The following is a 24,637-nucleotide window of genomic DNA, read 5'->3' on the forward strand; positions in this document are numbered from 1 at the left end:
TAATAAATGTATATCAAACAGATCTTTGCCCCGCTAACTGCGTTGAATTCATTTGCAATAGCTCGCTATTGACGCATAAATTCGCCTTGTTAACAGCGCAAAGCTCAAGTTTGAGGATAAACAGTTGAATTTTGGCTATTTCAATACCGTTTATTCATCTCTTACCCCGAGCTGAGGTTAAATACAGCTATAGTGGTTATCTAAAATAATATTTCACCCAAAAGGTGAAAGAAATCACTCCTTTATCCTGTCTTTAGTATTTATCTGCACCTTAGGTTCACAAAACTCGCTTTTTCCGCTTAGGTTTAAAGCACTTATTTATTGTCATGAGCAACACAAACTTATCGAGGTCCTCAATGTTACTGAATAAAATACCCCTACTGATTAAAGCCAGCTTAATTATTTCTCTTCCGTTAATTACCTCACCAGCAACAGCCTCAGAAAAAACCATTGCTGAACTGGTAGATGCTGTAAATGGTACGCCTGATACGGTAAGTCGTGATGCGGGTAAAAAAGTGAAGTTACGTAACCATGCAAAGGGATTTTGTACCTCAGGAGTGTTTAAGCCTAACCCAGCAATCAATGACACTTTAACTATTCCATTTTTAAATCAAGCTGAAATAGACATCATTGCACGCTTCTCCTTAGGTGGCACTAACGCCCATGCTACAGATAAAACTGCGGGGCGCTTTATGTCACTTAAAATTGATGGTGATAAAGAAAGCTTAAACTTTGTCACCTCTAATGCTGAAGTGTTTTTCGCCAGTAATCTAGATGATTTTTTTACCTTCCAAACCAAAGTCAAACAGGGACCAGAAGGTAAGCAATGGCTGATTGATAATAAACCTCACGCTAAAGCTTTTTTTGATTATGTAAAGCAACTTACCCCAACCGCAAGCTATGCTAATAATCGCTATTTTGGGGTTAATAGTTTTCTATTTACATCAAAAGATGGCCAATCAATTCCAGGTCGTTGGATTTTCGAACCAGTTGAAGGGGTAATTGGCGCATCAACAACACAGCTGGCTAAGCTAAGTGATGATTTTTTACAGGACGAGTTAACAAATCGCGTTGAAAATAAACCGGCAAAATGGGACTTATTTATTCAACTTGCAGAAGCAGAAGATAAAATTAATGACCCAACCATTGTATGGCCACAATCACGTCAACGACTGCTGGTCGGCCAAGTGATTATCAATGGCAGTAATGACAGTGCTAACGCTACCCAGGATTGTGCTAAAGGGATTTTTAACCCGCTATTACTGCCAAAAGGTATTGCGCCTTCGAACGATCCTATTTTAAACGCCCGCACACCGGCTTATATTGAGTCTTTTATCAGACGTAATTAATCCGTTAACTCAATAGCGCTTGCGTATACCTACATACAAGCTATACGCAAGCGCTGCTAAGGTTATTCGATGATGCTTACAAAGCTAATGAACTCAAAAAACATGTTTAAGATAATCTTTACCCAAGATAAAAAGGATCATCTATTGATTTGGCTGGCAGGGTAAACCACTTTGCCCCTGCTGTTGTCATATAAAAATGGTCTTCATGACGCACGCCAAACTCACCCGGCACACATAGCATAGGCTCGTTACTAAAACACATACCTTCAGCTAATGGTGTGCGATCGCTTTTAACTAAATATGGCCATTCATGAATATCTAAACCAATCCCATGACCAGTGCGATGCGGTAGACCTGGAACGGCATAACCCGGTCCAAAACCTGCTTGCTCTAATATTTGTCTCGCCGCAGTATCCACATCACCACAGGGTAAATCAATTTTAGCGATATTAAACGCCGCTAACTGCGCTTGTTGTTCCAATTGCCATAATTCACGTTGACGCGTGCTTGGCTCACCATACACATAAGTGCGGGTGATATCTGAGTTATAACCTTCTAATTGGCAACCGGTATCAATCAGCACAGTATCATTTTTGTCTAGCGATTTAGGCGACTTAACCCCGTGCGGGTAAGCGGTATCTTCACCAAATAACACAATACAAAAATATGACCCGCGCTTGGCTCCCACTTTACGATGCGCGCTATCAATAAAGGCGCTCACTTCGTCTGTGGTAATACCTTCATATAACATACTCGCGGCGGCTTTGTGCACTTCAATCGTCATGTTCATGGCTTGTTGAATAAGCGCTAACTCGGCCGGAGACTTAATCATACGACAACCCGCAGTAACTGATTTGGCATCAACTAAAGTTAACTGTGGTGCGGCTTTCGCAATACCATTACTGATAAAATAGGAAGTCGACTCATCAATAGCGAGTTTGGCATGACTGGCCTCTATTCCCATTGCTACTAGAATGCCAACGAGCAACACATATGGACTTTCATCTTCGTGCCAAGTATTCACAGTCCCCTCAACCAGCATATAGCCTTTGATGGTATCAAGTTCAAACGCAGGAGCAATATACTGCACCTCACCTTTAGCGGGTAAAATAGCGCCCACCATGCGTTCACTGGCAAACCAGCGCATACCGGTAAAGTAATAAAGGTTGGTACCAGCATTAAGATAAACCGCATCGATGCCTTGTTGTTGCATCAATTGCTGCGCCTTGGTGATACGCGCTTCAAATTCGGCTAAGGCTATTGGCTCAACATCCTGAGTCATATTTTTTAAGCCTTCAAGTGCTTGCTGTGGACTAACGCCACCGATACCGATTGTCATGTAAAACTCCAAAATTAGTGGGTTATGCTTTATTAATGCAGCAAAAGAATAGCCGATAATGCGCGTTGAAATTGTATACAATATAAAGTTACAATTGATTAGGTCAAGTTAAAGTACAGTTCACTTGCAACTTATCATCCGAGCTTGAGATAATCATGCCACGTTCCTCACTCGCCAACCCTTTTTTGGAGTCGCCTTTTTATGTCTCAATCATCTGTTATTGCAGAGCGTGTTAGCGCCATTCGTCAGCAGCTTATTATCGAAAATATTGATGCTTTTATTATTCCTCGCGCAGATGAATATTTAGGTGAATACGTTCCAGCCAGAAATGAGCGACTACATTGGGCGACAGGCTTTACCGGATCTGCGGGCATGGCCATAGTGCTAAAAGACACCGCAGCCATTTTTACTGATGGCCGTTATACAGTGCAAGTGCCTCAGCAAGTGGATGGCACACTGTTTCAGTATTTAAGTTTAACTGACGATCCACAAATTGACTGGTTAATCGACACGCTTGGTGCAGGCAGCAAAGTCGGCATCGATAGCCGTTTGCATACCTTAGCCTGGTACCAAAATGCTAAGTCTGAATTTAATAAAGCCGATATTGAATTAATCGATGTTCAGCAAAATCCGATTGATGTGCATTGGCATAATCGCCCTCAGCTGCCAACATCACCTTTTACCTTGTTCAGCCATGAAGGTGCTGGTCGCAATAGCTTAGACAAACGCCAACAAATAGGCGCGTTAGTGAAAAAACAAGGTGCGGATGTCGCATTAATCGCCGCACTAGATTCATTTTGTTGGTTGCTGAATATTCGAGGCAACGACGTGCCACGCTTGCCGGTTATTTTAGGCTGCGCGCTGTTAGCGACCAATGGTGACATGACCTTGTTTACTGACTTAGCTAAAGTGCCTTCTGGTTTTGCAGAGCATGTGGGCACAGGTGTCACCGTAAAAGATGAAGCTGAGTTAGCCACTGCATTAGCGGCGCTAACAGGCGTTAAGTTATTAGCAGACCCGAATTCAGCCAATGCATTCTCGCAGCTTCAAGCCCAAGCTGCTGGCGCCAAATTGATTGCGGGTCTTGATCCTGTTGCCCTGCCTAAAGCACAAAAAAATGCCGCTGAACTTGCAGGTATAAAAGCCTGTCATATTCGTGATGGTGTGGCCGTATCACGTTTTCTCGCATGGTTAGACCGCCAAGTTGAGCAAGGTATTATGCATGATGAAGCGGCTCTTGCTGAGCAATTAGAAAGCTATCGATTACAAGACCCACAATATCGCGAGCCTAGTTTCGATACCATTTCGGCAACGGGTGCTAACGCGGCTATGTGCCACTACAACCACAATAATGGCACGCCAAGCACCATGACTATGGACAGCATTTACTTAGTTGATTCAGGCGCGCAATACCTAGACGGCACCACAGATGTCACCCGCACAATAGCCATTGGTAAAGTGACCGATGAACAACGAAAAATGGTCACTTTAGTATTAAAAGGTCATATCGCCTTAGACACGGCACGTTTTCCTAAAGGCACTTCAGGTGTGCAACTCGATGCATTTGCACGCCAGTATTTATGGCAACATGGTTTTGATTATGATCACGGTACAGGTCATGGTGTGGGTCACTTTCTAAGTGTTCATGAGGGCCCACAACGCATTGGCAAAAACGTCAACGGCGTGGCGTTATTACCGGGAATGGTGTTATCCAATGAACCGGGCTATTACCGTACAAATGGCTTTGGTATTCGTATAGAAAACTTAGTGGTAGTGCAACACTGTGAAGCACTAAAAGGCAGTGAGCGTGAAATGTATGAATTTGATGCCATCACGCTTATTCCTATGGATGCACGTTTGATTGATAAATCACTACTCTCAACAAGTGAAATTAATTGGTTTAATCAATATCACGCCAAAGTACGTAAAACACTGACACCTCTTATGCAAGGTGATGATTTAATTTGGTTAAATAAAGTTACCGAGGCTATTTAAGCGCTTATTGTTATTATCGATAAACGGCGATCATCAACAGATCGCCGTTTTTATTGGATAAAGTGTAAGAACTATACAAACTCTGTCGAAAAGTTTGTTATAATCCGCGCCCGTCAAAACACGTACGTTTGATACGCCAACATGCTTAACATTATTGATAATATCAGGCATTAATAGTGCGTAACTTATCCAAAAACCGTACGTTGTAATATACAAATATTGTAAAACCCCGCCGAATAAACTGTCGGCTTGATGCTTAATTAGGAACTGAAACCATGAAATTTGAATCTTTTAGCTTCGCACCTGAAATTTTACGCGCGATCGCTGAATGCGGTTATCAGACAATGACACCTGTTCAGCGCCAAGCCATTCCCGCTATTCGCCGTGGTTCAGACGTCTTAGCCAGTGCCCAAACGGGTACAGGTAAAACAGCTGCATTCGCCTTACCTATTTTGCAAAAAATGATGGAAAAGCCTAGAGCTGCGATAGCCTCTAATACTCGCGTGCTGATATTAACCCCAACACGCGAATTAGCAGCACAGGTTGCCGACAATGTTGCCGCTTACGGTAAACACATGAACATCAATGTATTAACCATTTATGGTGGCGTAAAGATGGAAAGCCAAGCTGCAAAACTGAAGCGCGGCACCGATGTTATCGTCGCCACGCCAGGTCGATTACTCGAGCACATTTTGTCGTGTAACTTAAGCTTGTCTCACGTGGATTTTTTAGTGTTAGATGAAGCTGACCGTATGCTTGATATGGGCTTTAGTGCTGATATTGAAAAAATCTTGCAAGCGGTAAATAAGAATCGCCAGAATTTACTGTTTTCTGCAACCTTTTCTAACGCAGTAAAAAAACTAGCAAATGACATGCTAAACAAGCCTGTCATTATTTCTGCTAACGATCAAAATAGTACTGCGGATACCATTAGCCAAGTGGTTTATCCGGTTGAACAGCGCCGTAAACGCGAATTATTGTCTGAATTAATTGGCACGAAAAACTGGCATAAAGTATTAGTATTTAGCGCGACGCGCGCAGATACCGAGCAATTAGTGAAAGAGTTAAACCTTGATGGTATTCCGACCGCTGTGGTTCATGGAGAGAAATCTCAAGGTACACGTCGTCGTGCTTTACGTGAGTTTATGGAAGGTAAAATACGTGTATTAGTGTCGACAGAAGTCGCCGCGCGTGGTTTAGACATTCCTGACTTACAGTACGTGGTCAATTATGACCTGCCTTTCTTGCCTGAAGATTATGTGCATCGTATTGGTCGTACTGGTCGTGCGGGTAAGTCCGGGGTAGCTATCTCGTTTGTTAGCCGCGAAGAAGAGCGTACCCTAAATGATATTGAAAAGTTAATTGGTCAAAAAATTCGCCGTATTACAGTACCTGGCTATGAAGTTAGCAATCGTGAACTGCTACTTAAACAAATTCAAAAGCGTCGCAGTTTTGGTAAAAGTAAACAACGTGATGATGGTGCAAGCGCGCAAATGATTGCCGAAAAAAGCATGCAAGGCCGCCGTGTATCCGTTGGTCAATCTAAAGATGCTGTAAAGTATAAAAAGATTAAGTAACCATTCAACCATTGGGTGAGCCATCACCTAATATCACAAAGCGTAGGTAATTAACCTGCGCTTTTTTGTGACCGCAATAAATGAATTAATAAAGGCATTCATAATTAACAAGTTAAATCATTAGCCCATAAATGTCACACGTCTAATCAGTCCGGCTTCAACTTCATAAGCCGCAATCACTTTCACACTTCTATCAATGCAATTGACATCTTCACTAGCCGACTCTGCCAACTCGTGATCAACTAAATACTGTCCTTGGACAATGCGTTTTATAGAGGTGGCACAAAGGTATTTTAAACTGGCAAATTTAGCACCGTATTGTTCAATTAACTTTGCTTTACCTTGGTATTGTCGTCCGCCCGACAAAGTAAATATTTCGATATCATCATGATAGGTTGCAGCAAATGCGACAATATCTCTGGCGTTATACGCTTGCAGTTGCTGGTCAACTACCGCAATAGTGATCAATTCTTGTTCGGTAACACTCTGACCTGTAAATGATTGTTGCATAGCTACCTCTGATAAAAAGTTTTTAACACAGCTAAATTATTCACCCGCCTGAACCATAGCCAAAATCTTTACCGCCTTTTCAAAGTGATCAAGTTGATGGGTTTGGATCCACCAGGTCGCCGCTTCCATTAATAATTCAGGATTATCATTTTTATTGGCAAAGAATGCATAAAACGATAACCCGACATTAGTGCCTTTTTGGTCAATTTTTTTAAGGCAAACAGCCATAATCGTTTCTCTTAATGTGTGCCGCATTAACTACTCCTAATATTTATTTTACATCTACTGAAATAAACTAGCAGATGCTCAGGTCTACTTGGTCAACTGAATGCTATTTTACCTACTTAGGAACCTTTATGATCAATAAACTCGTGCTCGCTGCAACACTAGCCGTTGCAAGCTTAACCGCTATAGCAAAACCAATCGCGTTAGATGAAAACAGCATTAGCCCACTGCTTAATGGTCATGAAATACCTGATGTCACATTAACAACTGTTGAAGGTAAAGCCATTAATTTAAAAGAACTGGTTAGTCAAAAAAATACCATGTTCTTTTTCTACCGCGGCGGATGGTGTCCATTTTGTAATGTACAAATGGGGCAGCTACAGGCTATTGAGCCTAAGTTAATTGAAATGGGTATTCAGTTAGTAGGAATATCACCCGACTCGCCTGAAAAACTGCAAGCTTCAATGACAAAAAACAAACTTAACTATTTATTACTGTCAGATGAAAAAATGGCAGCTGCACAGGCGTTTGGCTTAGCGTTTTACACCAGCGATAAAGTCACCAACTTGTATCAAGCAAAACTGGGCGTATCGAACACACTTCATAAAACTCCTGCGGGTGAAGCGCGTTTAGTGTTACCAGTACCTGCCATCTATCTGAGCGATAAAACAGGTTTGATTCAATTTATGTATGCAAACCCTAATTATAAAGTCCGCCCAGCGCCTGAACTCATTTTAATGGCAGCCAGTTTAGTTGAATAAGCTTATTATTTAGCACCCACTTCCACGCTCCACTTTGGGTATAACAGCAATGCTGCTTATACCCTTTTTTTGATTGTTTTTTTATTCGCATTTAATTATCTTTTGCTACACTTAAGTCATTAAATATACAAGAAATGTGATTATGGCTCGCAAATCTATTTTAACTCGACTGAATAAAGTATTTGCCTCAATAACAATACTGGTCATTCTTATTGCCAGTATTTTTGCTTACACCAGTCAAAAAATGCATATCACCAGTGACGCTATTTTGGACGCTGACTTGCCGTTAGAATTAGCTGTTGAGTCAATGAATACTACGCTAAAAGCAATGCAGACCAATGCCGCACTCTATTTGTTAGGGTATGAAGATCAAAAAATACAGTATCAGCAAAACTTTAACGCACTACAAAACATTCAACAGCAAATTACTGAAAAAAATTTACTTAGCTCCACAGAACAAATCGCTACATTTAATCGCATATACCACCTTAGCAATACGTTAAACCAGCAATATTTAACGCTGATATTTAATGCCTACCGACCCGCGGATGAAAATAACGCAAAGAGTATCGCGACTAATTTATTGATTAATACTGCGACCCCACTTGAAAAGATTATCCGCATGCGGGCCAATGATGAAATCAAAGGTTCTCAAGAAAACTCTGATGAAGATGAGTTACGCTATGATGACATTCCCGCTATTCAATATTATTTGCAAATGGCAGATGAAGCGGGTGATATGCAGAGCGCATTTGCAAGATATCTATTAAATGATCAATATGCTAAACAAGAGTTTGATGATAAAGCAGCTAATTTTTTACAATGGCTGCAATTATTGGAGCCATTAGAACAAGATGAAGATGAATTAAAAGACATTATTTACATCAAACAGTTATTCCAACAGCTAGTCAATGACGGGCATCGTTTATTCCAACTCTATAATCCTCAGGTTTTAGCTTCTGCCACAGATGCTTTTCATAATATGAAAAGTACCCAAATCGTAGAAATTGAACAGCAAATGGCTGTATTAATAAAAACGACTTCAAACCAGGTTATTCGCCAGTTAGAAGACTTAAAAAATACTAATATGAATAGTATTATTTTATTGGCTATTTTCGCTGCCATAACCATCATACTGCTCATTTCATTAAGCTTTTATACAAAAAAAACTATCTACTTGCCGATTGCCGATTTAGCTCAATCTGTTGATGCATTACGTCTTGGTGAGCGGAATATTCAATTTAAACATAATGATGATGAACTGGGAGATGTGTTTACCAATGTGGCCAAATTTCAACATGATTTACGCCAGCTTGATGCACTACAACAGAATAAAACGGCTTATAAGCGACAGTTAGAACTTGAAAGAGACAAACTTCAGCAAGCTATTGAACACTTGACGCAAGCGCAAAAAAAACTGATTAATAGTGAAAAAATGGCTTCGCTTGGTGCACTTGTCGCCGGGATAGCCCATGAGATAAATACTCCAATAGGTATAGCCGTCACCATCAGTTCTACCTTTGATTCACGTGTAAGGGAATTTGTTAATCAAGCAAAAACTGGGCTACTTAACCTGTCTGATTTAGAGGTCTTTGAGCAGGAAAGCCTAGAAGGCCTAAGTATTATGCAACGAGCATTGGATAGGGCTGCAGAATTAATTCATAGCTTTAAGCAGGTGGCCATAGATCAATCAAGTGAAAAACGGCGTGAATTTTTACTCGATGAAATGCTAGATGAAGTGTTTAATACTTTAAAGCATCAAATAAAACGTTCGCCGTACAATATCCGTATTGATTGCCCGCCAGATATACTGTTGGATAGTTTTCCAGGACCTTTTGGGCAAGTTATCACTAACTTATTTAATAATGCTATTTTGCATGGATTTAATGGTGCCGATACCGGTGAGATTAACGTTAAAGTGACCCATGAAAAAAACAATAAGGTAAAAATTAAATTTAGTGATAACGGTGTCGGTATTCCAATCGCTAACATTGATAAAATATTTGATCCCTTCTTCACCACAAAATTAGGCCAGGGAGGGTCAGGACTTGGAATGAACATTGTTTATAACATCGTTAATACTATTTTAGGCGGTGATATTAGTGTGCATAGTCGAAATGGAACCACGTTTACAATTACGATACCTATTGTTGCGCCGAAGGAATTACCACACAAGGAGAGTGAGTGATGTCTGATTTTTTCTTGAAAATCATCAATGATAAATCTTTAAAAACCAGTGATTCGCCCTCCAATGGCATGGAAAAAACCAACACCTCAGCTGCAAATGTTGAGCCTTGGATTATTGGTATTATTGATGATGAACCATCAATGCATGAAGTCACTAAATTAGCGTTATCTCGGGTAGAAATACTCGGTCGCCCGCTGACTTTTGTCAGCGCTTTTAGTGCTGATGAAGGTTACGAACTTATCAGAAACCATCCTAACATGGCGCTAGTATTACTCGATGTAGTGATGGAAACCGAAGACGCAGGTTTAAAATTAGTAAAGCGCATTCGGCAAGAACTTAAAAATAAGTTTTTACAAATCATTCTTCGCACTGGGCAGCCGGGGTTTGCCCCCGAAGAAAAAGTCATTATTGACTATGAAATAAACGCTTATAAGACTAAAAGTGAACTCACTAGAGCAAAGCTATTTACTGTATTAGCGGCAGGTATTCGCAGTTATCGACAAATCACCGCATTAGAAAAAAGTCGACAAGGTTTGCGTGCGGTTATTGATGCCTCTTCAAATTTACTGCAAGAACGTTCTGTTTTCGATTTTTCTAGCGGAGTGTTGAATCAAATTGGTGCACTGTTCGACATTGAGGCCGAAAGTATTTTTTGCGTCTCTCAGCGACCACAAAATGGTCCATCAGCCATTATCAGTAGTCAAAGCGATGATTATATTGTGGTTGCAGCCAGCCATAAATATCAACCTTTGTTTGGTAAAGGGCTAACTAAGCTTGATAAAACAGACCGTGCTATTCAATCGGTTTATCAGGTACTTGAACAAAAATCCCATTTATTTAACGATGAATTCAGTTGCCTCTATTTATCAACGCCTTCACTTTGGGAAGGTGTGATTGTGGCAGAAAAAGCTGAAAAACTAAAAGATGTCGACCAAGAATTACTGCAAGTTTTTTGCATGAATGTCGCAGTAGGATTAGAAAATGCCAAATTTTTTAACTATTTAAATAAAGCCGCATACTTAGATGAAGTGACTGGATTATATAGTCGTGCAGGGTTTATTGATCACGCAAAAGCTTTTCATCAGCTGCATGGGGACAATATTTGTCTATATTTACTGGATGTAGACTACTTCCATAATATTATAGAAAGTTTAGGATATGAGTTTGGTAACAAAATCCTAAAACGTATTTCTAGCCATTTAATATCTTCTTACGGTGAGGACGTGCTAATTGCTCGGTTACATTCTGACGTGTTTGCATTGTTATTACCCAATGGCATAATTAAACCACAAGACATAGCACTAAGAAGCTCCTTTCCGTTTAACATTGATGAGCACTCTATTAGGCTAGGTATGACGGTTGGCGCAGCACAGCTCAGCAAAGAGTTGATGCTTGAGGGGCTGTACCAAACGATTAATAATAATGGCAAGCGTACATTTGATGCGGCGTTATTATTACGTCATGCCGAAATAGCGCTTAAAGTAGCCAAAGAAAATCGTCGCGGTTCCGGTCAGCTATTTGATCAACATTATGAAGTAGATTCACATAAAAGAATGAATCTGCTTAACGATCTTCGTCAGGCTATTACTCAGCAGGAACTGTTCTTAGTGCTGCAACCTAAAGTGCATACTACCAACGAAAATATTATTGGTTATGAGGCACTATTACGCTGGAATCATCCACTGAAAGGTCCCATTCCACCGAATGCATTTATTCCGGCAGTGGAAAAGTCAGGCTTATATTATGATGTAGACTTATATGTTGCTAAAGCGGCCTGCCAGTTGCTTAATGATTACCCACAAATAACTCACCCTATTTCGATTAACCTATCAGCAAACTCGCTGAAGCATGAAACCTTTGTTGATGAATTGTATGCGATTTTTGAACAAGCCAATATAAGCTTAAGTCGAGTTGAATTAGAAATCACTGAAAATGCTTTAATCCATTCCGATTCCGCGATTAAAGAATTAGATAAACTGGCAGAGTATGGGTTTACTATTTGTTTAGATGATTTTGGAGCTGGATATTCGTCATTAGGTTATTTACTCCGCCTGCCACTGCATACGATTAAAATTGATCGTGCTTTTGTGTCGCATTTAGTCGGTAACATTAATGCACAAATAGTCTTAGAAGGCATTATTCATATGGGGATTAAACTGGGTAAAGATATGGTCGTAGAAGGTATTGAAACAGAACAACAGCTGGCATTGGTAAAAAAAATGGGCGCTGACGTAATTCAAGGCTTCTATTTTTTCAAACCTTTAACCATTGAACAAATTCTCAATTTATCAGACCAATATCAGATATAAAAATGTCAGAATAGCTTAAGTCAAAGTACACTATACATTAACGACAAGATCACTCTGTATTAACGATATAGCATTTACACTGGAACATTGAAACAGCATGACTGAAACCTATAACTCAGCAGTACTTAATTTGGCTGTCACTGGCATACATGATTTAACCGAATCGAATAAACAACACAAGGGTGTTCGCACTCCGGCACAAGAAAGCCACTTTTTATGCAGTTGGATGGTCGATTCTCTCAAAACAAAACGCTTTTCAAAACTGGTTGCTGAAGATTTAACTCAATGGATCCGTCTTGGTAGAAGCCAAGGTGCTGGCGCCCAGCTAAAGCAACTACTCGAACGCATCGTTCTACAATATCAAGATGCTAAAACCGCTAAACTGGGTGAGGCATTAGATGGATTGCTAGCCGATTTTAGCCAAAAAAGCTGGTTAGTCGTAACCGACACGCCATTATCAAGCAAATTAAAATTAGACGGCGATGGCCAATCAAGCGTGGTGATTTGTGCTGAACAGATGAAAAATCATCGCAAAGACGCAGAGTTATTAAAACCAATAGCATTGTATGTCAGGGGCGATGAAAATGTGCTTGCAGAAATAGCATTACAGCATGGCTTATTAATAAGCCAGGCAAATAAAAAAACCACTTTAATTAAACACCACAAAACCTATCTAATCATCCCACAAAACCAACATCTTAGCTTGTGTTTGCTTGCAAGGTTAAAGTAGTCACATTTTGTAATAAAAAAGGTTGAATAATTGCTTCAAGCTGATATATCTATTAACGGGTTGTTTTCAAAAAAGGATAATTCTTGAAGCCTTTACTTTGTACCTTGTCATTAACATTTTGTTTAATAATTTCCAGTCCTGCTATGGCTAACACAGTGTTAAAATACAATGTTAATGGCTCTAGCAGCTGGGTACCTTATTACGTACCTAATCAGCCAGAACATCCAGGGATTCTTGGTGAACTAGTACCTCAGCTTTTAATTCAGGCTAAAATAGACAGTGAAAAACAAAATTATCCGCCAAAGCGCACAAACCAAGCATTAGATAGCGGCCTACTCGATTTTGATCTAGTCAGCCCTAGCTGGTTCCCAAATGAAGATATGGGAGACAAATTTGTTACCTCTGATCCTATTATTAACATTCAAGAAAATATCATTAGCCTGAAAGAAAATGCAGTCGCATGGCAAAATATCGACAGCATTAAAGGTCAAGTCATTGGTACAGTGAGAGGTTATTTGTACCACGATGATGCCTTCTTTACGCGGTTCGACTTTACTTCTGAGCGAGAGCTGATCAAAGCACTACACAAAAAACGCATTAACGCGGCTATATCAGGTGATTTGCCTGCTTTATATTGGAGTAAGCAACTTAATCTTCCCATCACACTAGCAACAGTTCATTCAGATGGTGTATTAGTCATGCGTCTTAGAAAAGAGCATAAAGATTTATTGCCAAGGATCAATACAGCTATCGCCATTTTAAAAGACAATGGCACAATTAAAACGATCACCGACAAATACACCCTCAAAGCGATATTAAGTGAATAAACTTAGCCAAATAACACTAAAAAGGGTTCAGGCTATATCCTTGCTGCGCTAATACGGCATGTGCCGTTAACGCAGATAATGCCATCTCAACATTTGGCAATAAATCATCCTGACCAATACCATAATATGCCGCGGTTTGGCCGCATACATAAAATTTCACTTGGTATTTACTCAGTTCAGCAATTAATGGCTTATTCGCGTTAGGGGTATTTTTATGGGTTTGCTGATACATCGCATTGTTGGTCATATCCATCGCGGCTTTACCATGTACAACTAAAGCTAACTCTATATCCTCAGTTTTAACGCCAACGGCCACATGCATATTGATAAATCGAGCCAAAGTATCAATCTGTCTATTCACCTCACCAGCGTTTGCTGGTGAACCGAGGTCAAATGCGACTTTAAATTTCATATTTTGTGGGATAACTAATTGACTATCAACCTCTGCAATTTTACCAAACTCTTTAATTACAGAGCCGGGTTTAAAAGCGGCTAATCCTGATGTGGCATAGCTGTTTTGGCTAAATGGCAGTAGCATTAAAAGCACAAGGCTGCTAAATATTTTCACTCGGTTAGATGTGTGGTACATAAAATCTCCTGCGGTTGTAAAAGTTGCTCATCCGTTGTTATCACAGATATACTCATTGCTGATTTATTGGTTGAAAGCGTGATCATGAAGATAAGACAAATTACCCCCAAAGATTGGCCTGCCATTATGACTATTCAAGCCAACTGTTACCATGACGTAAATCCTGAGCCATTGGAAGTCATGCAAAGTAAATGGCATTTATCACCACTGAGTTGCTTGGTATTAGAGCATAATGATCACATTGTAGCTTATATACTTTGCCACCCTTGGCCAAAGGGCGATGCCCCTAAGTTAAATACCATATTAGCAGCAACACATGACACTCAATCCTTATACATACATGACATGGCAGTATCACCCTCTGCACAGGGGTTAGGTGTAGCCAAACAGCTCGTTAACCACACCATACACGCGTCTGCTGAACAAGGCTTTTCTGGCATTGGTTTAGTGGCTATTCAAGGGGCGAGTGAGTTTTGGCAGCGCTATGGCTTTAAACCTTTTAATGATGTTAGCCCTGCATTATTAACGTCACTAGCCAGTTATAGCGACGATGCTTGTTATATGTTCCTTCAGGGCAATAACTAAATGAACCCAACGTTAACAACAATAGGCCTTTTGTGTCTGAGTAATATTTTTATGACGTTTGCTTGGTATGGTCATCTGAAAACCATGAATAGTAAACCTTGAATAATTGCTGCCCTAGTCAGTTGGGGAATTGCCTTATTCGAATATTTATTACAAGTTCCAGCAAATCGTATTGGTTATACCGTAATGAACGTGGGACAATTAAAGATTCTGCAAGAAGTAATTACTTTAAGCTTATTTGTTCCCTTTGCGGTGTTCTATCTCAAAGAACCACTCAAGCTAGATTATCTTTGGGCAGGTTTATGCATTCTCGGTGCAGTATATTTTATTTTTAGAAGCGACATATGATCGCGTGAGGATTGTGAATGGCACGCCAAGTGATTTATACCTTTAAAGGCAAAACCAAAACTATTGCGTTTAGTTATGACAAACACCATGACCTTTATGAAGCTGCGGCAGAAGCCGAAGGGATCGATTTAACCCGTTTTCTGGCAATGGAACAACAAGTGGCTTTGACCTCTAAAAAAGGTGCTAAAGCGGAAAAAGAATTTCGTCAAACTGAATTTGCACGCTTTGGTTTTACTAGCATTAAATTTGTTCGTGAAGAAGAAGTATAAGAAGGCTAATTGATATGTTAAATGCAGAACACGCCAATTTTCCCCGTGCAAGTTTTGTACGACGTTTAGGGGCAATGATTTATGACGCCTTGCTTGCAGTCGCGGTATATATGATTGCTGGCGCCATAGGCTTTGGGGTTTTCTACGGTTTGTATACCACTGGAATAATTTCATTAGGTGGCTATGAACATATATCAGATACACTGAATAACACCCCTGTTTATCAAGGGATTTACCAGCTATGGTTGGCCTTATGCGTGGGTGGCTTTTATGCACTATTTTGGAGTAAAGGCGGCCAAACTCTTGGCATGAGAGCCTGGCGTTTGAAAGTGCAACACCCTAACGGCCAGAACCTGAGTTTTATTACTGCTTGCGCCCGGGTTGTTTGGTCAATATTAGGACTAGGCAACCTATTTATTTTATTGAATAGCGACAAATTAGCCTTGCAAGATAAAATGACTCGCTCTGAAATAGTCATATTATCTGTTGAAGCAAATCAAATGCGCAACTGGCATGGAGCTTAACGCTATCCTGATATAGTGCTAATTCTATCTGTATTATTAAATACGCGCTTCGGCGCGTTTTTAGTTTTATACCTACTGTAATTGTCATTGTACTAGGCTTAATACTGATACTTGACCATAAGGACATATCAAATGAAAACAATAGGGTTAATTGGCGGCATGAGCTGGGAAAGCACTCAAAGCTATTATCAAGTGATTAATCAGTCGATTAAGCAGAGTTTAGGCGGATTACATTCAGCAAAAGTGATTCTTTTTAGTGTTGATTTTGCTGAAATTGCCGCCCTACAAGCCCAAGGTGACTGGCAAAGTGCTGGAGAAATCCTTGCTGACGCAGCACATAAATTATCACTTATTGGTGCCGATGCCATTGTAGTATGCACCAATACCATGCACAAAGTAGCCCCACAAATTGAGGCTGGTATTAATATCCCTCTGCTTCATATTAGTGATGCTACTGGGCAGAAATTAGTTAACGATCAGATAACTAAAGTGGGCTTATTGGGCACTCAATTCACTATGGAACAAGCTTTCTATAAAACACGGTTAACCGACCACTTCCCCATTGAGCTTATCATCCCGAATCAACAAGACAGAGAAATGATTCATCGCATTATTTATCAAGAATTGTGTTTAGGGAAAGTATTGCCTGAGTCTAGAAAGGCATACCTGCATATTATCGATAAACTGGCACAGCAAGGGGCGCAAGCAATTATTCTAGGCTGCACAGAAATAGGCTTACTGGTTAAACAAACAGATACATCTATACCGCTTTACGATACCGCCCTGATCCATGCAGAAGCTGCGGTTGAATTTATGCTGAGAAAATAAAGCGACATAGATGAATTGAATCACTATATTATTCGATTGTAATCAGCTAATCAAAAAACTAAAAAGGCCACATTAAGTGGCCTTTTTAGTTTGTTATCATAAGCTGAAGGTAATTTACTTCCTGATATAGTAAAAGGCCAAACTGGTAAATAAAATACTTGGAGTAACAGCACCGACCACAGCAGGAAGATCATACACCATACTCATAGGACCAAATATCTGATTACTGATGTAAAAACTAAATCCCGCCACCACACCGAGTAATACCCTTGCTCCCATGGTCACTGTACGCAAAGGACCAAATACAAATGACAAGGCAACCAGCATCATCACTGCAACGGTTATCGGCTGCATTATCTTGCGCCACAACGCCAATTCATATCGGCTAGGGTCTTGTTGATTCACTTCCAAATACTCTAAATATCCCAGCAGCCCTTGAATAGACAATGCTTCGGGTTTAACCGATACCACTCCAAGTTTGTCAGGGGTTAAGGTTGAACGCCATTGCTCTGTTGGCGTTTCAACCAACTCAATGCGGTCATCAGATAAATGAGTGGTTGTCACTTCAGTTAGCTGCCATTCCTCTTGCTTAAAATCAGCATGTTTAGCCTGGGTTAATTGTACTAATTTTGACTGTTCATCAAACTTATATAAGGTAATATTATTAAGCTTATTAATATCTTGTACTTCACCGATATTGACAAATAAATCACCGTCTTTAGCCCAAATACCTCGATCTGACTTAATTAAACTACCGCCGGATATTTTCGTCGCCTGTAGCTCTTTAGCAGATTGCTCTGCCACTGGCGCGCCCCACTCGCCTAAAGCCATTACCATTATCATCAAAGGAATAGCCGTTTTCATCGCTGACATAGTGATTTGTAAACGCGACATGCCTGATGCTTGCATAACAACAAGTTCAGAATTAGACGCTAGCATTCCCATACCAATGAGTGCGCCAAGCAATACCGCCATAGGGAAAAACATTTCAATATCGCGCGGCACTAAATACAGCACATAAACACCGGCATCCATCATGCTATAACTACCACGGCCCACAAGTCTAAGCTGATCAACCCATTTAATAATGCCTGACAGCCCTGTTAACACTAACAAACACAGTGCCGAGGTAGTTAAAATTATCCGTGAAATATATAAATCAATTATGTTCATGCGCTCACCTGCTTATTACGTTTAAACAGGCTTAAAAATCTGACACTTGCCGGCCTTTCTTTGCTGAGTAACAATATACCCATTACAAGGGCGCAACCATGTATCCACCACATGCCTAAATACAATGGAATAACTTCATCTTGTAGCGCTTTACGTCCAGCCACAATTAACCCAAAATAACCTAAATACAGTAAAATAGCGGGGAACATTTTAGCGAACTTGCCCTGACGAACATTGACTCTTGCCAAAGGCACTGCGATTAATGTCAGCAGCGGAATAGATAGCGGAATAGCCAAACGCCACTGGAGCTCAGCAACGGCTTCTGGGCCAGGAGTGTCGAGTAATTCATTAATAGGCATAGCAGAAAGCTTACGGCTGCGCTCATCCACCTCTTGCTCTTTTATTTCCATTTTATAGCCGCCAAACTCAATGATTTGATAATTCATTGCATTGGGGCTGCCCTGATAGCGTAAACCACTTTCAAGCTTTAACTGCTGGCTACCAAACTCATCTTCAATCACTTTACCTTGCTGTGCCACAACAATATTGGTTAGCCCCTGCTCATCGCCAACTTCAGGTAACTGAGCGACGAAAACTTTACCTAACTGATTATCTTTACTGATCGTTTCCACAAACAACACCGCACGGCCATTAGGACTGGTTTGAAAACGTCCTTGAGTTAATGCTGCTAGCCCGGCCTCAGATTGAGCTTGTTCAAGCACTTGGTTTTGCCTTTCTTCCGCCCACGGGGACACATAAATAGCCAAATAAGCAGTAAATATCATATTAACTATGGCTAAAATCATTGTGACTCTGGTGACATATAACTCACTTACACCCACACCGTGTAACACCACCATTTCATTTTCAGCATACATTCGCCCATGGGCAAGCAATATTCCCAAAAAGAAACTTAACGGCAAAATTAACACGGTTAATTGAGGCAGATTTAGCCCTAAGAGGGTTAATACCAAAGAAGCTGGGAACTCGCCATCAGAGGCATCCCCTAAAACACGAACAAATTGTTGACTAATAAAAATAGTTAACAGTACGGTAAGCACGGCTAACTGTGCCTTTAAAACTTCACCAATTAAGTATCTAAATACAATCACAAATAGGATCCAAGAGCTAAACGTATCTTTTTACTGGAATCAGAAGCACTTTCATGTAAACTGTTTACTTTTAGCAGTTTTGATAGTTTTCTGACCAGCTCGTAAGGTGCAACACAGCTAGCATTCAGCCAAATTAAGTCGCATTTTCATAACGCTTATTTTGTCTATATACCAGTAGCTTATCACCTTTAATTTGATCTGTGGCCTTTAAGCCTTAATATGAACATTATCTTATAAATATAAAAATTTGTCTTTAAGAATCTAGGAGTGCTCATGGAGTTTAGCGTAAAGAGCGGTAGCCCCGAAAAACAACGTTCAGCATGTATTGTTGTGGGTGTATACGAACCTCGCCGTCTATCTGGCATAGCAGAGCAGTTAGATAAAATTAGTGAAGGTTACATCAGTAATCTTCTTCGTCGTGGCGACCTAGAAGGTAAGCCAGGGCAAATGTTATTACTTCACCATGTCCCGAACGTGTTGAGTGAGCGTGTATTATTAGTGGGTTGTGGCAAAGAGCGCGAATTAGATGAGCGTCAATACAAACAAATTATCACAAAAACCATTAATACCTTAAACGAAACGGGCTCAATGGAAGCGGTATGCTTTTTAACTGAGCTACACGTTAAAGGCCGCGATACCTACTGGAAAGTACGCCAAGCAGTAGAAACCACACAAGCCAGTTTATATAGCTTCGATGCGCTTAAAACCCGTAAAGGTGAGACTCGCCGCCCACTGCGTAAGATGGTCTTTAATGTGCCGACTCGCAAAGAACTTACTATAGGCGAGCGCGCTGTAGAACATGGTATGGCGGTGTCTGCAGGTATGCATTTGTGTCGTGATGTGGCAAATATGCCGCCAAACATCTGTAATCCAGCTTATCTAGCATCGCAAGCCCGTCAAATGGCTGAAACCTATGAAACATTAAAAGTGTCAACTGTTGGCGAAGAACAAATGGCCAAGTTAGGGATGAATTCATACTTAGCGGTAGGCCGTGCCAGCGCCAACGAATCTATAATGACCATTATGGAATATCACGGCGCGGTAGATAGCACTCAAAAACCGATTGTACTCGTCGGCAAAGGCTTAACCTTTGACTCAGGTGGTATTTCATTAAAGCCTGGTGAAGCCATGGACGAAATGAAGTACGACATGGGCGGCGCAGCAGGTGTTATTGGTGCAATGAAAGCATTGTGTGAAATGAAGTTACCCATCAATGTGATTGGTGTACTGGCTGGCTGTGAAAACATGGTTTCAGGTAGCGCATATCGTCCTGGCGATATTCTCACCACTATGTCAGGCCAAACCGTTGAAGTGTTAAACACCGATGCTGAAGGTCGCTTGGTACTATGTGATGTATTAACTTATGTTGAGCGTTTTGACCCTGAATTAGTGATCGATACTGCCACTCTTACTGGTGCCTGTGTTGTTGCATTAGGCAAACACGCTTCAGGTTTATTTAGCTCACATAACCCACTTGCGCATGAGATGTTAAATGCAGGTGAGCAAAGTGGTGACCGCGCATGGCGCATGCCATTATGGGATGAGTATCAAGACTTACTAGACAGTCCTTTTGCTGATATGACTAACCTAGGTGGTCGTCCAGCGGGAGCGATATCTGCTGCATGCTTCTTGTCTCGCTTTGCCAAAAAGTACAATTGGGCCCATTTAGATGTGGCAGGTACTGCCTGGAACAGCGGCGCAAATAAAGGCTCAACCGGTCGTCCGGTACCTATTTTGACTCAGTTCTTAATTAATCGCTCAGGTATTGATATCAACGAATAAGTTGGTTTTAAAATCGGTTAATATTGAAAAGGTGAAGAAGCAATTCTTCACCTTTTTTGTTATTAACACCATAGCGTTTAGCCATTAACCTCAATAACATTTTAGTGTAAACTCATCACTATCTTAACCTCTGCAAACTGCATCGAATTATGACTCAAGCATTGTTTTATTTAATGCCAGAAAATAGCCAGCAAACAAGTGCTTTAGATGCGCTTTATTTGGCTGCTTGTAGGTTAGCCGAACAACACTATAGACAACAAAAACAGGTCTATATTCATTGCCAAGACAAACAACAAGCCTATGCAATTGATGAGTTATTGTGGCAATTTGAACCAAGCAGTTTTGTGCCCCATAACTTAAAAGGGGAAGGCCCTGTAACGGGTTCGCCGGTTGAAATTGGTTTTGATACCCTAGGACCCAATAAAAGTCGCCAGGTACTGATTAATCTTGCAGACCAAGCCCCCCAATTTGCGGTAAACTTACCACATATTATCGATTTTGTGGCTAATGATGATTTACTTAAAGGCATAGCAAGAAAACGCTACCGTGAATATCAAACGCTTGGGTGCCAAGTCACCACCCAAGCATTAGCCGAATAAACACTAAATTTAGATTGAGATAAAACGCCCCATGGAAAAAACATACGATCCTAAGTCTATCGAACAAACGCTTTACCAAAACTGGGAAGAGCAAGGTTACTTCAAGCCACACGGTGATGAATCACAAGGCAATTACTGCATTATGATCCCACCACCTAATGTGACAGGTAGCCTTCACATGGGTCATGCATTCCAAGACACCATTATGGATACCCTGACCCGCTACCAACGCATGAAAGGTAAAAATACCTTATGGCAAGTGGGTACAGACCACGCCGGTATTGCCACCCAAATGCTGGTTGAGCGTAAACTTGAAGCTGAAGAAGGTAAAACTCGTCACGACTTAGGCCGTGATGCATTTATCGATAAAGTATGGGACTGGAAAGAACAGTCTGGCGGCACGATTACCAAGCAACTTCGCCGTATGGGCGCATCGGTTGATTGGGACAGAGAACGTTTCACCATGGACGAAGGCCTGTCTAAAGCCGTCCAAGAAGTGTTTGTTCGCCTGTATGATGACGAACTAATCTATCGTGGTAAACGCCTAGTAAACTGGGATCCAAAGCTTCATACCGCTATTTCTGATTTGGAAGTAGAAAACAAAGAAAAACAAGGCCACATGTGGCACTTTCGCTATCCATTGGCTGAAGGCGCATTAACCAGCGATGGTAAAGATTACCTAGAAGTAGCAACAACACGTCCTGAAACCATGTTAGGTGACAGCGCAGTGGCTGTGCACCCAGATGATGAACGTTATCAGTCACTAATAGGTAAATTTATTCATTTACCTATTGTTAATCGTTTAATTCCGATTGTGGCCGACGACTATGTTGATATGGCATTTGGTACAGGTTGTGTAAAAATCACTCCAGCCCATGACTTTAATGACTATGAAGTCGGTAAGCGTCACGCCCTGCCTATGTACAACATTTTCACCTTAGATGCAGCAGTTCGCGCTTTTGTTGAAGTGATTAACACCGATGGCACCCCAAACAAAGACATCGAAATGGCGCTGCCAGAGCGTTACGTGGGTCTTGACCGTTTTAAAGCCCGTGATGCTATCGTGGCTGAATTTGACACGTTAGGTTTACTTGGCAAAATCGACCCACACGGCTTGAAAGTACCCTATGGCGATCGCTCTGGCGTGGTGATTGAGCCATTACTGACCGACCAATGGTATGTGGCAGTTCAATCAATGGCAAAAACAGCCATTGAAGCAGTAGAAACTGGCGAAATTAAGTTTGTGCCACAGCAATACGAGAACATGTATTTCTCGTGGATGCGCGACATTAACGATTGGTGTATTTCACGTCAACTTTGGTGGGGACACCGAATTCCAGCTTGGTACGACGAAAACGGTAAAGTGTACGTTGGCCGTAACGAAGCAGAAGTGCGTGCTAAGCACAAACTTGCCGACTCTGCCGTACTGCGCCAAGACGATGACGTACTCGACACTTGGTTTAGCTCGGCTTTATGGACATTCTCAACCTTAGGTTGGCCTGACAATTTAGAAGATTTAAAAACCTTCCACCCAACGGATGTGTTGGTCACAGGTTTTGACATCATTTTCTTCTGGGTTGCCCGCATGATCATGATGACCATGCATTTCATCAAAGATGAAAACGGCAAACCACAAGTGCCTTTTAAAACCGTTTACGTTACTGGTCTTATCCGTGATGAAGTCGGCAATAAAATGTCTAAATCAAAAGGTAACGTGCTTGACCCATTAGACATGATCGACGGTATCGAGCTTGAAACCTTAGTTGAAAAGCGTACTGGCAACATGATGCAGCCACAACTGGCTGCAAAAATTGAAAAGAGTACTCGCAAAGAGTTTAGCGAAGGCATTGAAGCCCACGGCACAGATGCTCTGCGCTTTACTTTGGCAGCCATGGCCTCAACGGGCCGTGACATCAATTGGGACATGAAGCGTCTTGATGGTTACCGCAGTTTCTGTAACAAGTTATGGAACGCATCACGTTACGTGTTAATGAACACTGAAGTGCAAACCGATCCTGAAAGCAATCAAGCGGGCGAGCCGTTAGATTGCGGTCAATTATTAGTTGATGGCAAACCAGGCGCTATGGAGTTGTCATTAGCCGATCGTTGGATCATTGGTTTATTTAACCAAACGGTCAAAACCGTTGAAGATCACATGGCAGCTTACCGTTTCGACTTAGCCGCGAATACTTTATACGAGTTCACCTGGAACCAATTCTGTGACTGGTATTTAGAATTAACTAAGCCTGTGATGCAAAATGGCACTGAAGCGCAAATGCGCGGTACTCGCCACACTTTGGTTAATGTGCTTGAAAAAATGCAGCGCCTAATGCATCCCTTTATGCCATACATTACCGAAACGATTTGGCAGCGCGTTAAACCACTTGCTGGCGTAACCGGTGACACGATCATGCTAGCGCCGTTCCCAACGTATCAAGCAGATCAAGTTGATGCAACGGCAATGGCTGACCTTGAATGGGTTAAACAAGTGATTGTTGCTGTACGTAATATTCGTGCAGAATTGAATATCGCCCCTTCTAAGCCGCTTAATGCATTACTGCGTGGCGTAAGTTATGAAGATCGTATTCGTCTTGAAGCTAACCAAACATTCTTTGCAAGTTTGGCTAAACTAGAAACGATGACGATTCTTCTAGAGGGTGAAACCGCGCCTATGTCGAGCACTCAGTTAGTCGGCAATATGGAGTTATTAATCCCGATGGCGGGCTTAATCGATGTCGGTGCCGAAATCGCCCGTATCGATAAGCAACTTGAAAAACTCGGTCAGGAAATTAGCCGTATTGAAGGCAAATTATCCAATGAAGGTTTTGTGGCTAAAGCCCCTCCTGCGGTTATCGATAAAGAGCGTGAAAAGCTAACAGGCTTAAGTCGTGATATCGACAAGCTAAATGAACAGAAAATTGAGCTCGCTAAAATAGAAGCTTAATCAAGTAATAACATTGCTACAAAAACCAGCGATGCGTCGCTGGTTTTTTATTTAACGATTATTTAGTACTAAAC

The 24,637-nt window shown here is 41.1% G+C and carries 21 protein-coding genes and 1 pseudogene; 16 read left to right on the forward strand and 6 right to left on the reverse strand.

Features of this window, described 5'->3' with window-relative positions:
- Positions 1 to 356: 356 nt before the first annotated feature.
- Positions 357 to 1,349, forward strand: coding sequence for a catalase family peroxidase (locus ACRWQL_RS05955; protein WP_434952745.1), 993 nt, complete (start codon positions 357 to 359; stop codon positions 1,347 to 1,349).
- 118 nt (positions 1,350 to 1,467) lie between these two features.
- Here ACRWQL_RS05955 and ACRWQL_RS05960 read toward each other — a convergent pair whose 3' ends face one another.
- The gene (locus ACRWQL_RS05960; protein WP_434952746.1) at positions 1,468 to 2,688 is read right to left on the reverse strand and encodes a M24 family metallopeptidase; all 1,221 of its coding nucleotides are present in this window, start codon (positions 2,686 to 2,688) and stop codon (positions 1,468 to 1,470) included.
- A 201-nt stretch (positions 2,689 to 2,889) separates the two neighbouring features.
- Here ACRWQL_RS05960 and ACRWQL_RS05965 point away from each other — a divergent pair, with 201 nt between their 5' ends.
- Together ACRWQL_RS05965 and ACRWQL_RS05970 are read left to right on the forward strand one after the other, a co-directional pair.
- A complete protein-coding gene (locus tag ACRWQL_RS05965) occupies positions 2,890 to 4,683 on the forward strand; it encodes an aminopeptidase P family protein (protein WP_434952747.1) in 1,794 nt (597 codons plus the stop codon).
- A gap of 275 nt (positions 4,684 to 4,958) precedes the next feature.
- A complete protein-coding gene (locus tag ACRWQL_RS05970; RefSeq protein ID WP_226410836.1) occupies positions 4,959 to 6,260 on the forward strand; it encodes a DEAD/DEAH box helicase in 1,302 nt (433 codons plus the stop codon).
- A gap of 120 nt (positions 6,261 to 6,380) precedes the next feature.
- Here ACRWQL_RS05970 and ACRWQL_RS05975 read toward each other — a convergent pair whose 3' ends face one another.
- Both ACRWQL_RS05975 and ACRWQL_RS05980 read right to left on the reverse strand, forming a co-directional pair.
- Positions 6,381 to 6,770, reverse strand: a complete 390-nt coding sequence (locus ACRWQL_RS05975) for a nuclear transport factor 2 family protein (protein ID WP_434952748.1) — start codon at positions 6,768 to 6,770, stop codon at positions 6,381 to 6,383.
- Positions 6,771 to 6,806: 36 nt separating this feature from the next.
- A complete protein-coding gene (locus ACRWQL_RS05980) occupies positions 6,807 to 7,025 on the reverse strand; it encodes a DUF6500 family protein (RefSeq protein ID WP_434952749.1) in 219 nt (72 codons plus the stop codon).
- Positions 7,026 to 7,126: 101 nt separating this feature from the next.
- On the opposite strand from ACRWQL_RS05980, the gene ACRWQL_RS05985 reads away from it, so the two are divergent.
- The 5 genes from ACRWQL_RS05985 (at position 7,127) to ACRWQL_RS06005 (ending at position 13,810) form a co-directional block, all read left to right on the forward strand.
- Positions 7,127 to 7,756: a peroxiredoxin-like family protein gene (locus ACRWQL_RS05985; RefSeq protein ID WP_434952750.1), complete on the forward strand. Its 630-nt coding sequence runs from the start codon at positions 7,127 to 7,129 to the stop codon at positions 7,754 to 7,756.
- 142 nt (positions 7,757 to 7,898) lie between these two features.
- On the forward strand, positions 7,899 to 9,944 hold the full coding sequence (locus ACRWQL_RS05990) for a sensor histidine kinase (protein WP_434952751.1): 2,046 nt from the start codon (positions 7,899 to 7,901) through the stop codon (positions 9,942 to 9,944).
- Positions 9,944 to 12,253, forward strand: coding sequence for a bifunctional diguanylate cyclase/phosphodiesterase (locus ACRWQL_RS05995; protein ID WP_434952752.1), 2,310 nt, complete (start codon positions 9,944 to 9,946; stop codon positions 12,251 to 12,253). The genes ACRWQL_RS05990 and ACRWQL_RS05995 overlap by 1 nt, the downstream gene beginning before the upstream one ends.
- A 97-nt stretch (positions 12,254 to 12,350) precedes the next feature.
- Positions 12,351 to 12,983 carry a DUF2913 family protein gene (locus tag ACRWQL_RS06000; RefSeq protein WP_434952753.1) on the forward strand — a complete coding sequence of 211 codons (633 nt, stop codon included), beginning with the start codon at positions 12,351 to 12,353 and terminating at the stop codon, positions 12,981 to 12,983.
- A gap of 143 nt (positions 12,984 to 13,126) precedes the next feature.
- Positions 13,127 to 13,810: a substrate-binding periplasmic protein gene (locus ACRWQL_RS06005; RefSeq protein WP_434953340.1), complete on the forward strand. Its 684-nt coding sequence runs from the start codon at positions 13,127 to 13,129 to the stop codon at positions 13,808 to 13,810.
- Positions 13,811 to 13,826: 16 nt separating this feature from the next.
- Here the strand turns inward: ACRWQL_RS06005 and ACRWQL_RS06010 are convergent, their stop codons facing one another.
- Positions 13,827 to 14,399, reverse strand: coding sequence for a DsrE family protein (locus tag ACRWQL_RS06010; RefSeq protein ID WP_434952754.1), 573 nt, complete (start codon positions 14,397 to 14,399; stop codon positions 13,827 to 13,829).
- A gap of 84 nt (positions 14,400 to 14,483) precedes the next feature.
- On the opposite strand from ACRWQL_RS06010, the gene ACRWQL_RS06015 reads away from it, so the two are divergent.
- The 5 genes and pseudogenes from ACRWQL_RS06015 to ACRWQL_RS06035 all read left to right on the forward strand — a co-directional run bounded on the left by ACRWQL_RS06015 (position 14,484) and on the right by ACRWQL_RS06035 (position 16,953).
- Positions 14,484 to 14,984 (forward strand): GNAT family N-acetyltransferase, encoded by a 501-nt coding sequence (locus ACRWQL_RS06015; RefSeq protein ID WP_434952755.1) that lies wholly within the window; start codon positions 14,484 to 14,486, stop codon positions 14,982 to 14,984.
- Positions 14,985 to 15,332 (forward strand): annotated as a pseudogene (locus ACRWQL_RS06020) (DMT family protein).
- Positions 15,333 to 15,349: 17 nt separating this feature from the next.
- Positions 15,350 to 15,601 carry a DUF2960 domain-containing protein gene (locus ACRWQL_RS06025; protein WP_226410845.1) on the forward strand — a complete coding sequence of 84 codons (252 nt, stop codon included), beginning with the start codon at positions 15,350 to 15,352 and terminating at the stop codon, positions 15,599 to 15,601.
- A 14-nt stretch (positions 15,602 to 15,615) separates the two neighbouring features.
- Positions 15,616 to 16,125 (forward strand): RDD family protein, encoded by a 510-nt coding sequence (locus tag ACRWQL_RS06030; protein ID WP_434928458.1) that lies wholly within the window; start codon positions 15,616 to 15,618, stop codon positions 16,123 to 16,125.
- 132 nt (positions 16,126 to 16,257) lie between these two features.
- Complete coding sequence (locus ACRWQL_RS06035; RefSeq protein ID WP_434952756.1) at positions 16,258 to 16,953, forward strand: aspartate/glutamate racemase family protein; 696 nt, start codon at positions 16,258 to 16,260, stop codon at positions 16,951 to 16,953.
- A 114-nt stretch (positions 16,954 to 17,067) separates the two neighbouring features.
- Here ACRWQL_RS06035 and lptG read toward each other — a convergent pair whose 3' ends face one another.
- Both lptG and lptF read right to left on the reverse strand, forming a co-directional pair.
- A complete protein-coding gene (gene lptG / locus ACRWQL_RS06040; RefSeq protein ID WP_434952757.1) occupies positions 17,068 to 18,126 on the reverse strand; it encodes an LPS export ABC transporter permease LptG in 1,059 nt (352 codons plus the stop codon).
- Positions 18,123 to 19,238 (reverse strand): LPS export ABC transporter permease LptF, encoded by a 1,116-nt coding sequence (gene lptF / locus ACRWQL_RS06045; RefSeq protein ID WP_434952758.1) that lies wholly within the window; start codon positions 19,236 to 19,238, stop codon positions 18,123 to 18,125. Before lptF ends, lptG begins: the two co-directional genes overlap by 4 nt.
- A gap of 273 nt (positions 19,239 to 19,511) precedes the next feature.
- On the opposite strand from lptF, the gene pepA reads away from it, so the two are divergent.
- The 3 genes from pepA (at position 19,512) to ACRWQL_RS06060 (ending at position 24,563) form a co-directional block, all read left to right on the forward strand.
- The gene (gene pepA, locus ACRWQL_RS06050) at positions 19,512 to 21,020 is read left to right on the forward strand and encodes a leucyl aminopeptidase (protein ID WP_434952759.1); all 1,509 of its coding nucleotides are present in this window, start codon (positions 19,512 to 19,514) and stop codon (positions 21,018 to 21,020) included.
- A gap of 149 nt (positions 21,021 to 21,169) precedes the next feature.
- A complete protein-coding gene (locus ACRWQL_RS06055) occupies positions 21,170 to 21,619 on the forward strand; it encodes a DNA polymerase III subunit chi (RefSeq protein WP_434952760.1) in 450 nt (149 codons plus the stop codon).
- 31 nt (positions 21,620 to 21,650) lie between these two features.
- Positions 21,651 to 24,563 carry a valine--tRNA ligase gene (locus tag ACRWQL_RS06060; RefSeq protein WP_434952761.1) on the forward strand — a complete coding sequence of 971 codons (2,913 nt, stop codon included), beginning with the start codon at positions 21,651 to 21,653 and terminating at the stop codon, positions 24,561 to 24,563.
- Positions 24,564 to 24,637: the final 74 nt, after the last annotated feature.

Source organism: Shewanella sp. HL-SH4 (assembly GCF_051164845.1).
In the GTDB taxonomy this organism is placed as follows: Bacteria; Pseudomonadota; Gammaproteobacteria; order Enterobacterales; family Shewanellaceae; genus Shewanella; species Shewanella glacialimarina.

What these genes read in the sequence shown, in the direction of transcription:
- pepA (WP_434952759.1), top strand. Translation starts at nt 19,512, where the DNA reads ATGGAGTTTAGCGTAAAGAGCGGTAGCCCCGAAAAACAACGTTCAGCA.
- ACRWQL_RS05960 (WP_434952746.1), bottom strand. Translation starts at nt 2,688, where the DNA reads ATGACAATCGGTATCGGTGGCGTTAGTCCACAGCAAGCACTTGAAGGC.
- ACRWQL_RS06010 (WP_434952754.1), bottom strand. Translation starts at nt 14,399, where the DNA reads ATGTACCACACATCTAACCGAGTGAAAATATTTAGCAGCCTTGTGCTT.
- ACRWQL_RS06000 (WP_434952753.1), top strand. Translation starts at nt 12,351, where the DNA reads ATGACTGAAACCTATAACTCAGCAGTACTTAATTTGGCTGTCACTGGC.
- ACRWQL_RS06055 (WP_434952760.1), top strand. Translation starts at nt 21,170, where the DNA reads ATGACTCAAGCATTGTTTTATTTAATGCCAGAAAATAGCCAGCAAACA.
- ACRWQL_RS06060 (WP_434952761.1), top strand. Translation starts at nt 21,651, where the DNA reads ATGGAAAAAACATACGATCCTAAGTCTATCGAACAAACGCTTTACCAA.
- ACRWQL_RS06035 (WP_434952756.1), top strand. Translation starts at nt 16,258, where the DNA reads ATGAAAACAATAGGGTTAATTGGCGGCATGAGCTGGGAAAGCACTCAA.
- ACRWQL_RS05965 (WP_434952747.1), top strand. Translation starts at nt 2,890, where the DNA reads ATGTCTCAATCATCTGTTATTGCAGAGCGTGTTAGCGCCATTCGTCAG.
- ACRWQL_RS05995 (WP_434952752.1), top strand. Translation starts at nt 9,944, where the DNA reads ATGTCTGATTTTTTCTTGAAAATCATCAATGATAAATCTTTAAAAACC.
- ACRWQL_RS05955 (WP_434952745.1), top strand. Translation starts at nt 357, where the DNA reads ATGTTACTGAATAAAATACCCCTACTGATTAAAGCCAGCTTAATTATT.
- ACRWQL_RS06005 (WP_434953340.1), top strand. Translation starts at nt 13,127, where the DNA reads ATGGCTAACACAGTGTTAAAATACAATGTTAATGGCTCTAGCAGCTGG.
- ACRWQL_RS05980 (WP_434952749.1), bottom strand. Translation starts at nt 7,025, where the DNA reads ATGCGGCACACATTAAGAGAAACGATTATGGCTGTTTGCCTTAAAAAA.
- ACRWQL_RS05970 (WP_226410836.1), top strand. Translation starts at nt 4,959, where the DNA reads ATGAAATTTGAATCTTTTAGCTTCGCACCTGAAATTTTACGCGCGATC.
- ACRWQL_RS06015 (WP_434952755.1), top strand. Translation starts at nt 14,484, where the DNA reads ATGAAGATAAGACAAATTACCCCCAAAGATTGGCCTGCCATTATGACT.
- lptG (WP_434952757.1), bottom strand. Translation starts at nt 18,126, where the DNA reads ATGAACATAATTGATTTATATATTTCACGGATAATTTTAACTACCTCG.
- ACRWQL_RS06025 (WP_226410845.1), top strand. Translation starts at nt 15,350, where the DNA reads ATGGCACGCCAAGTGATTTATACCTTTAAAGGCAAAACCAAAACTATT.
- ACRWQL_RS05990 (WP_434952751.1), top strand. Translation starts at nt 7,899, where the DNA reads ATGGCTCGCAAATCTATTTTAACTCGACTGAATAAAGTATTTGCCTCA.
- ACRWQL_RS05975 (WP_434952748.1), bottom strand. Translation starts at nt 6,770, where the DNA reads ATGCAACAATCATTTACAGGTCAGAGTGTTACCGAACAAGAATTGATC.
- ACRWQL_RS06030 (WP_434928458.1), top strand. Translation starts at nt 15,616, where the DNA reads ATGTTAAATGCAGAACACGCCAATTTTCCCCGTGCAAGTTTTGTACGA.
- ACRWQL_RS05985 (WP_434952750.1), top strand. Translation starts at nt 7,127, where the DNA reads ATGATCAATAAACTCGTGCTCGCTGCAACACTAGCCGTTGCAAGCTTA.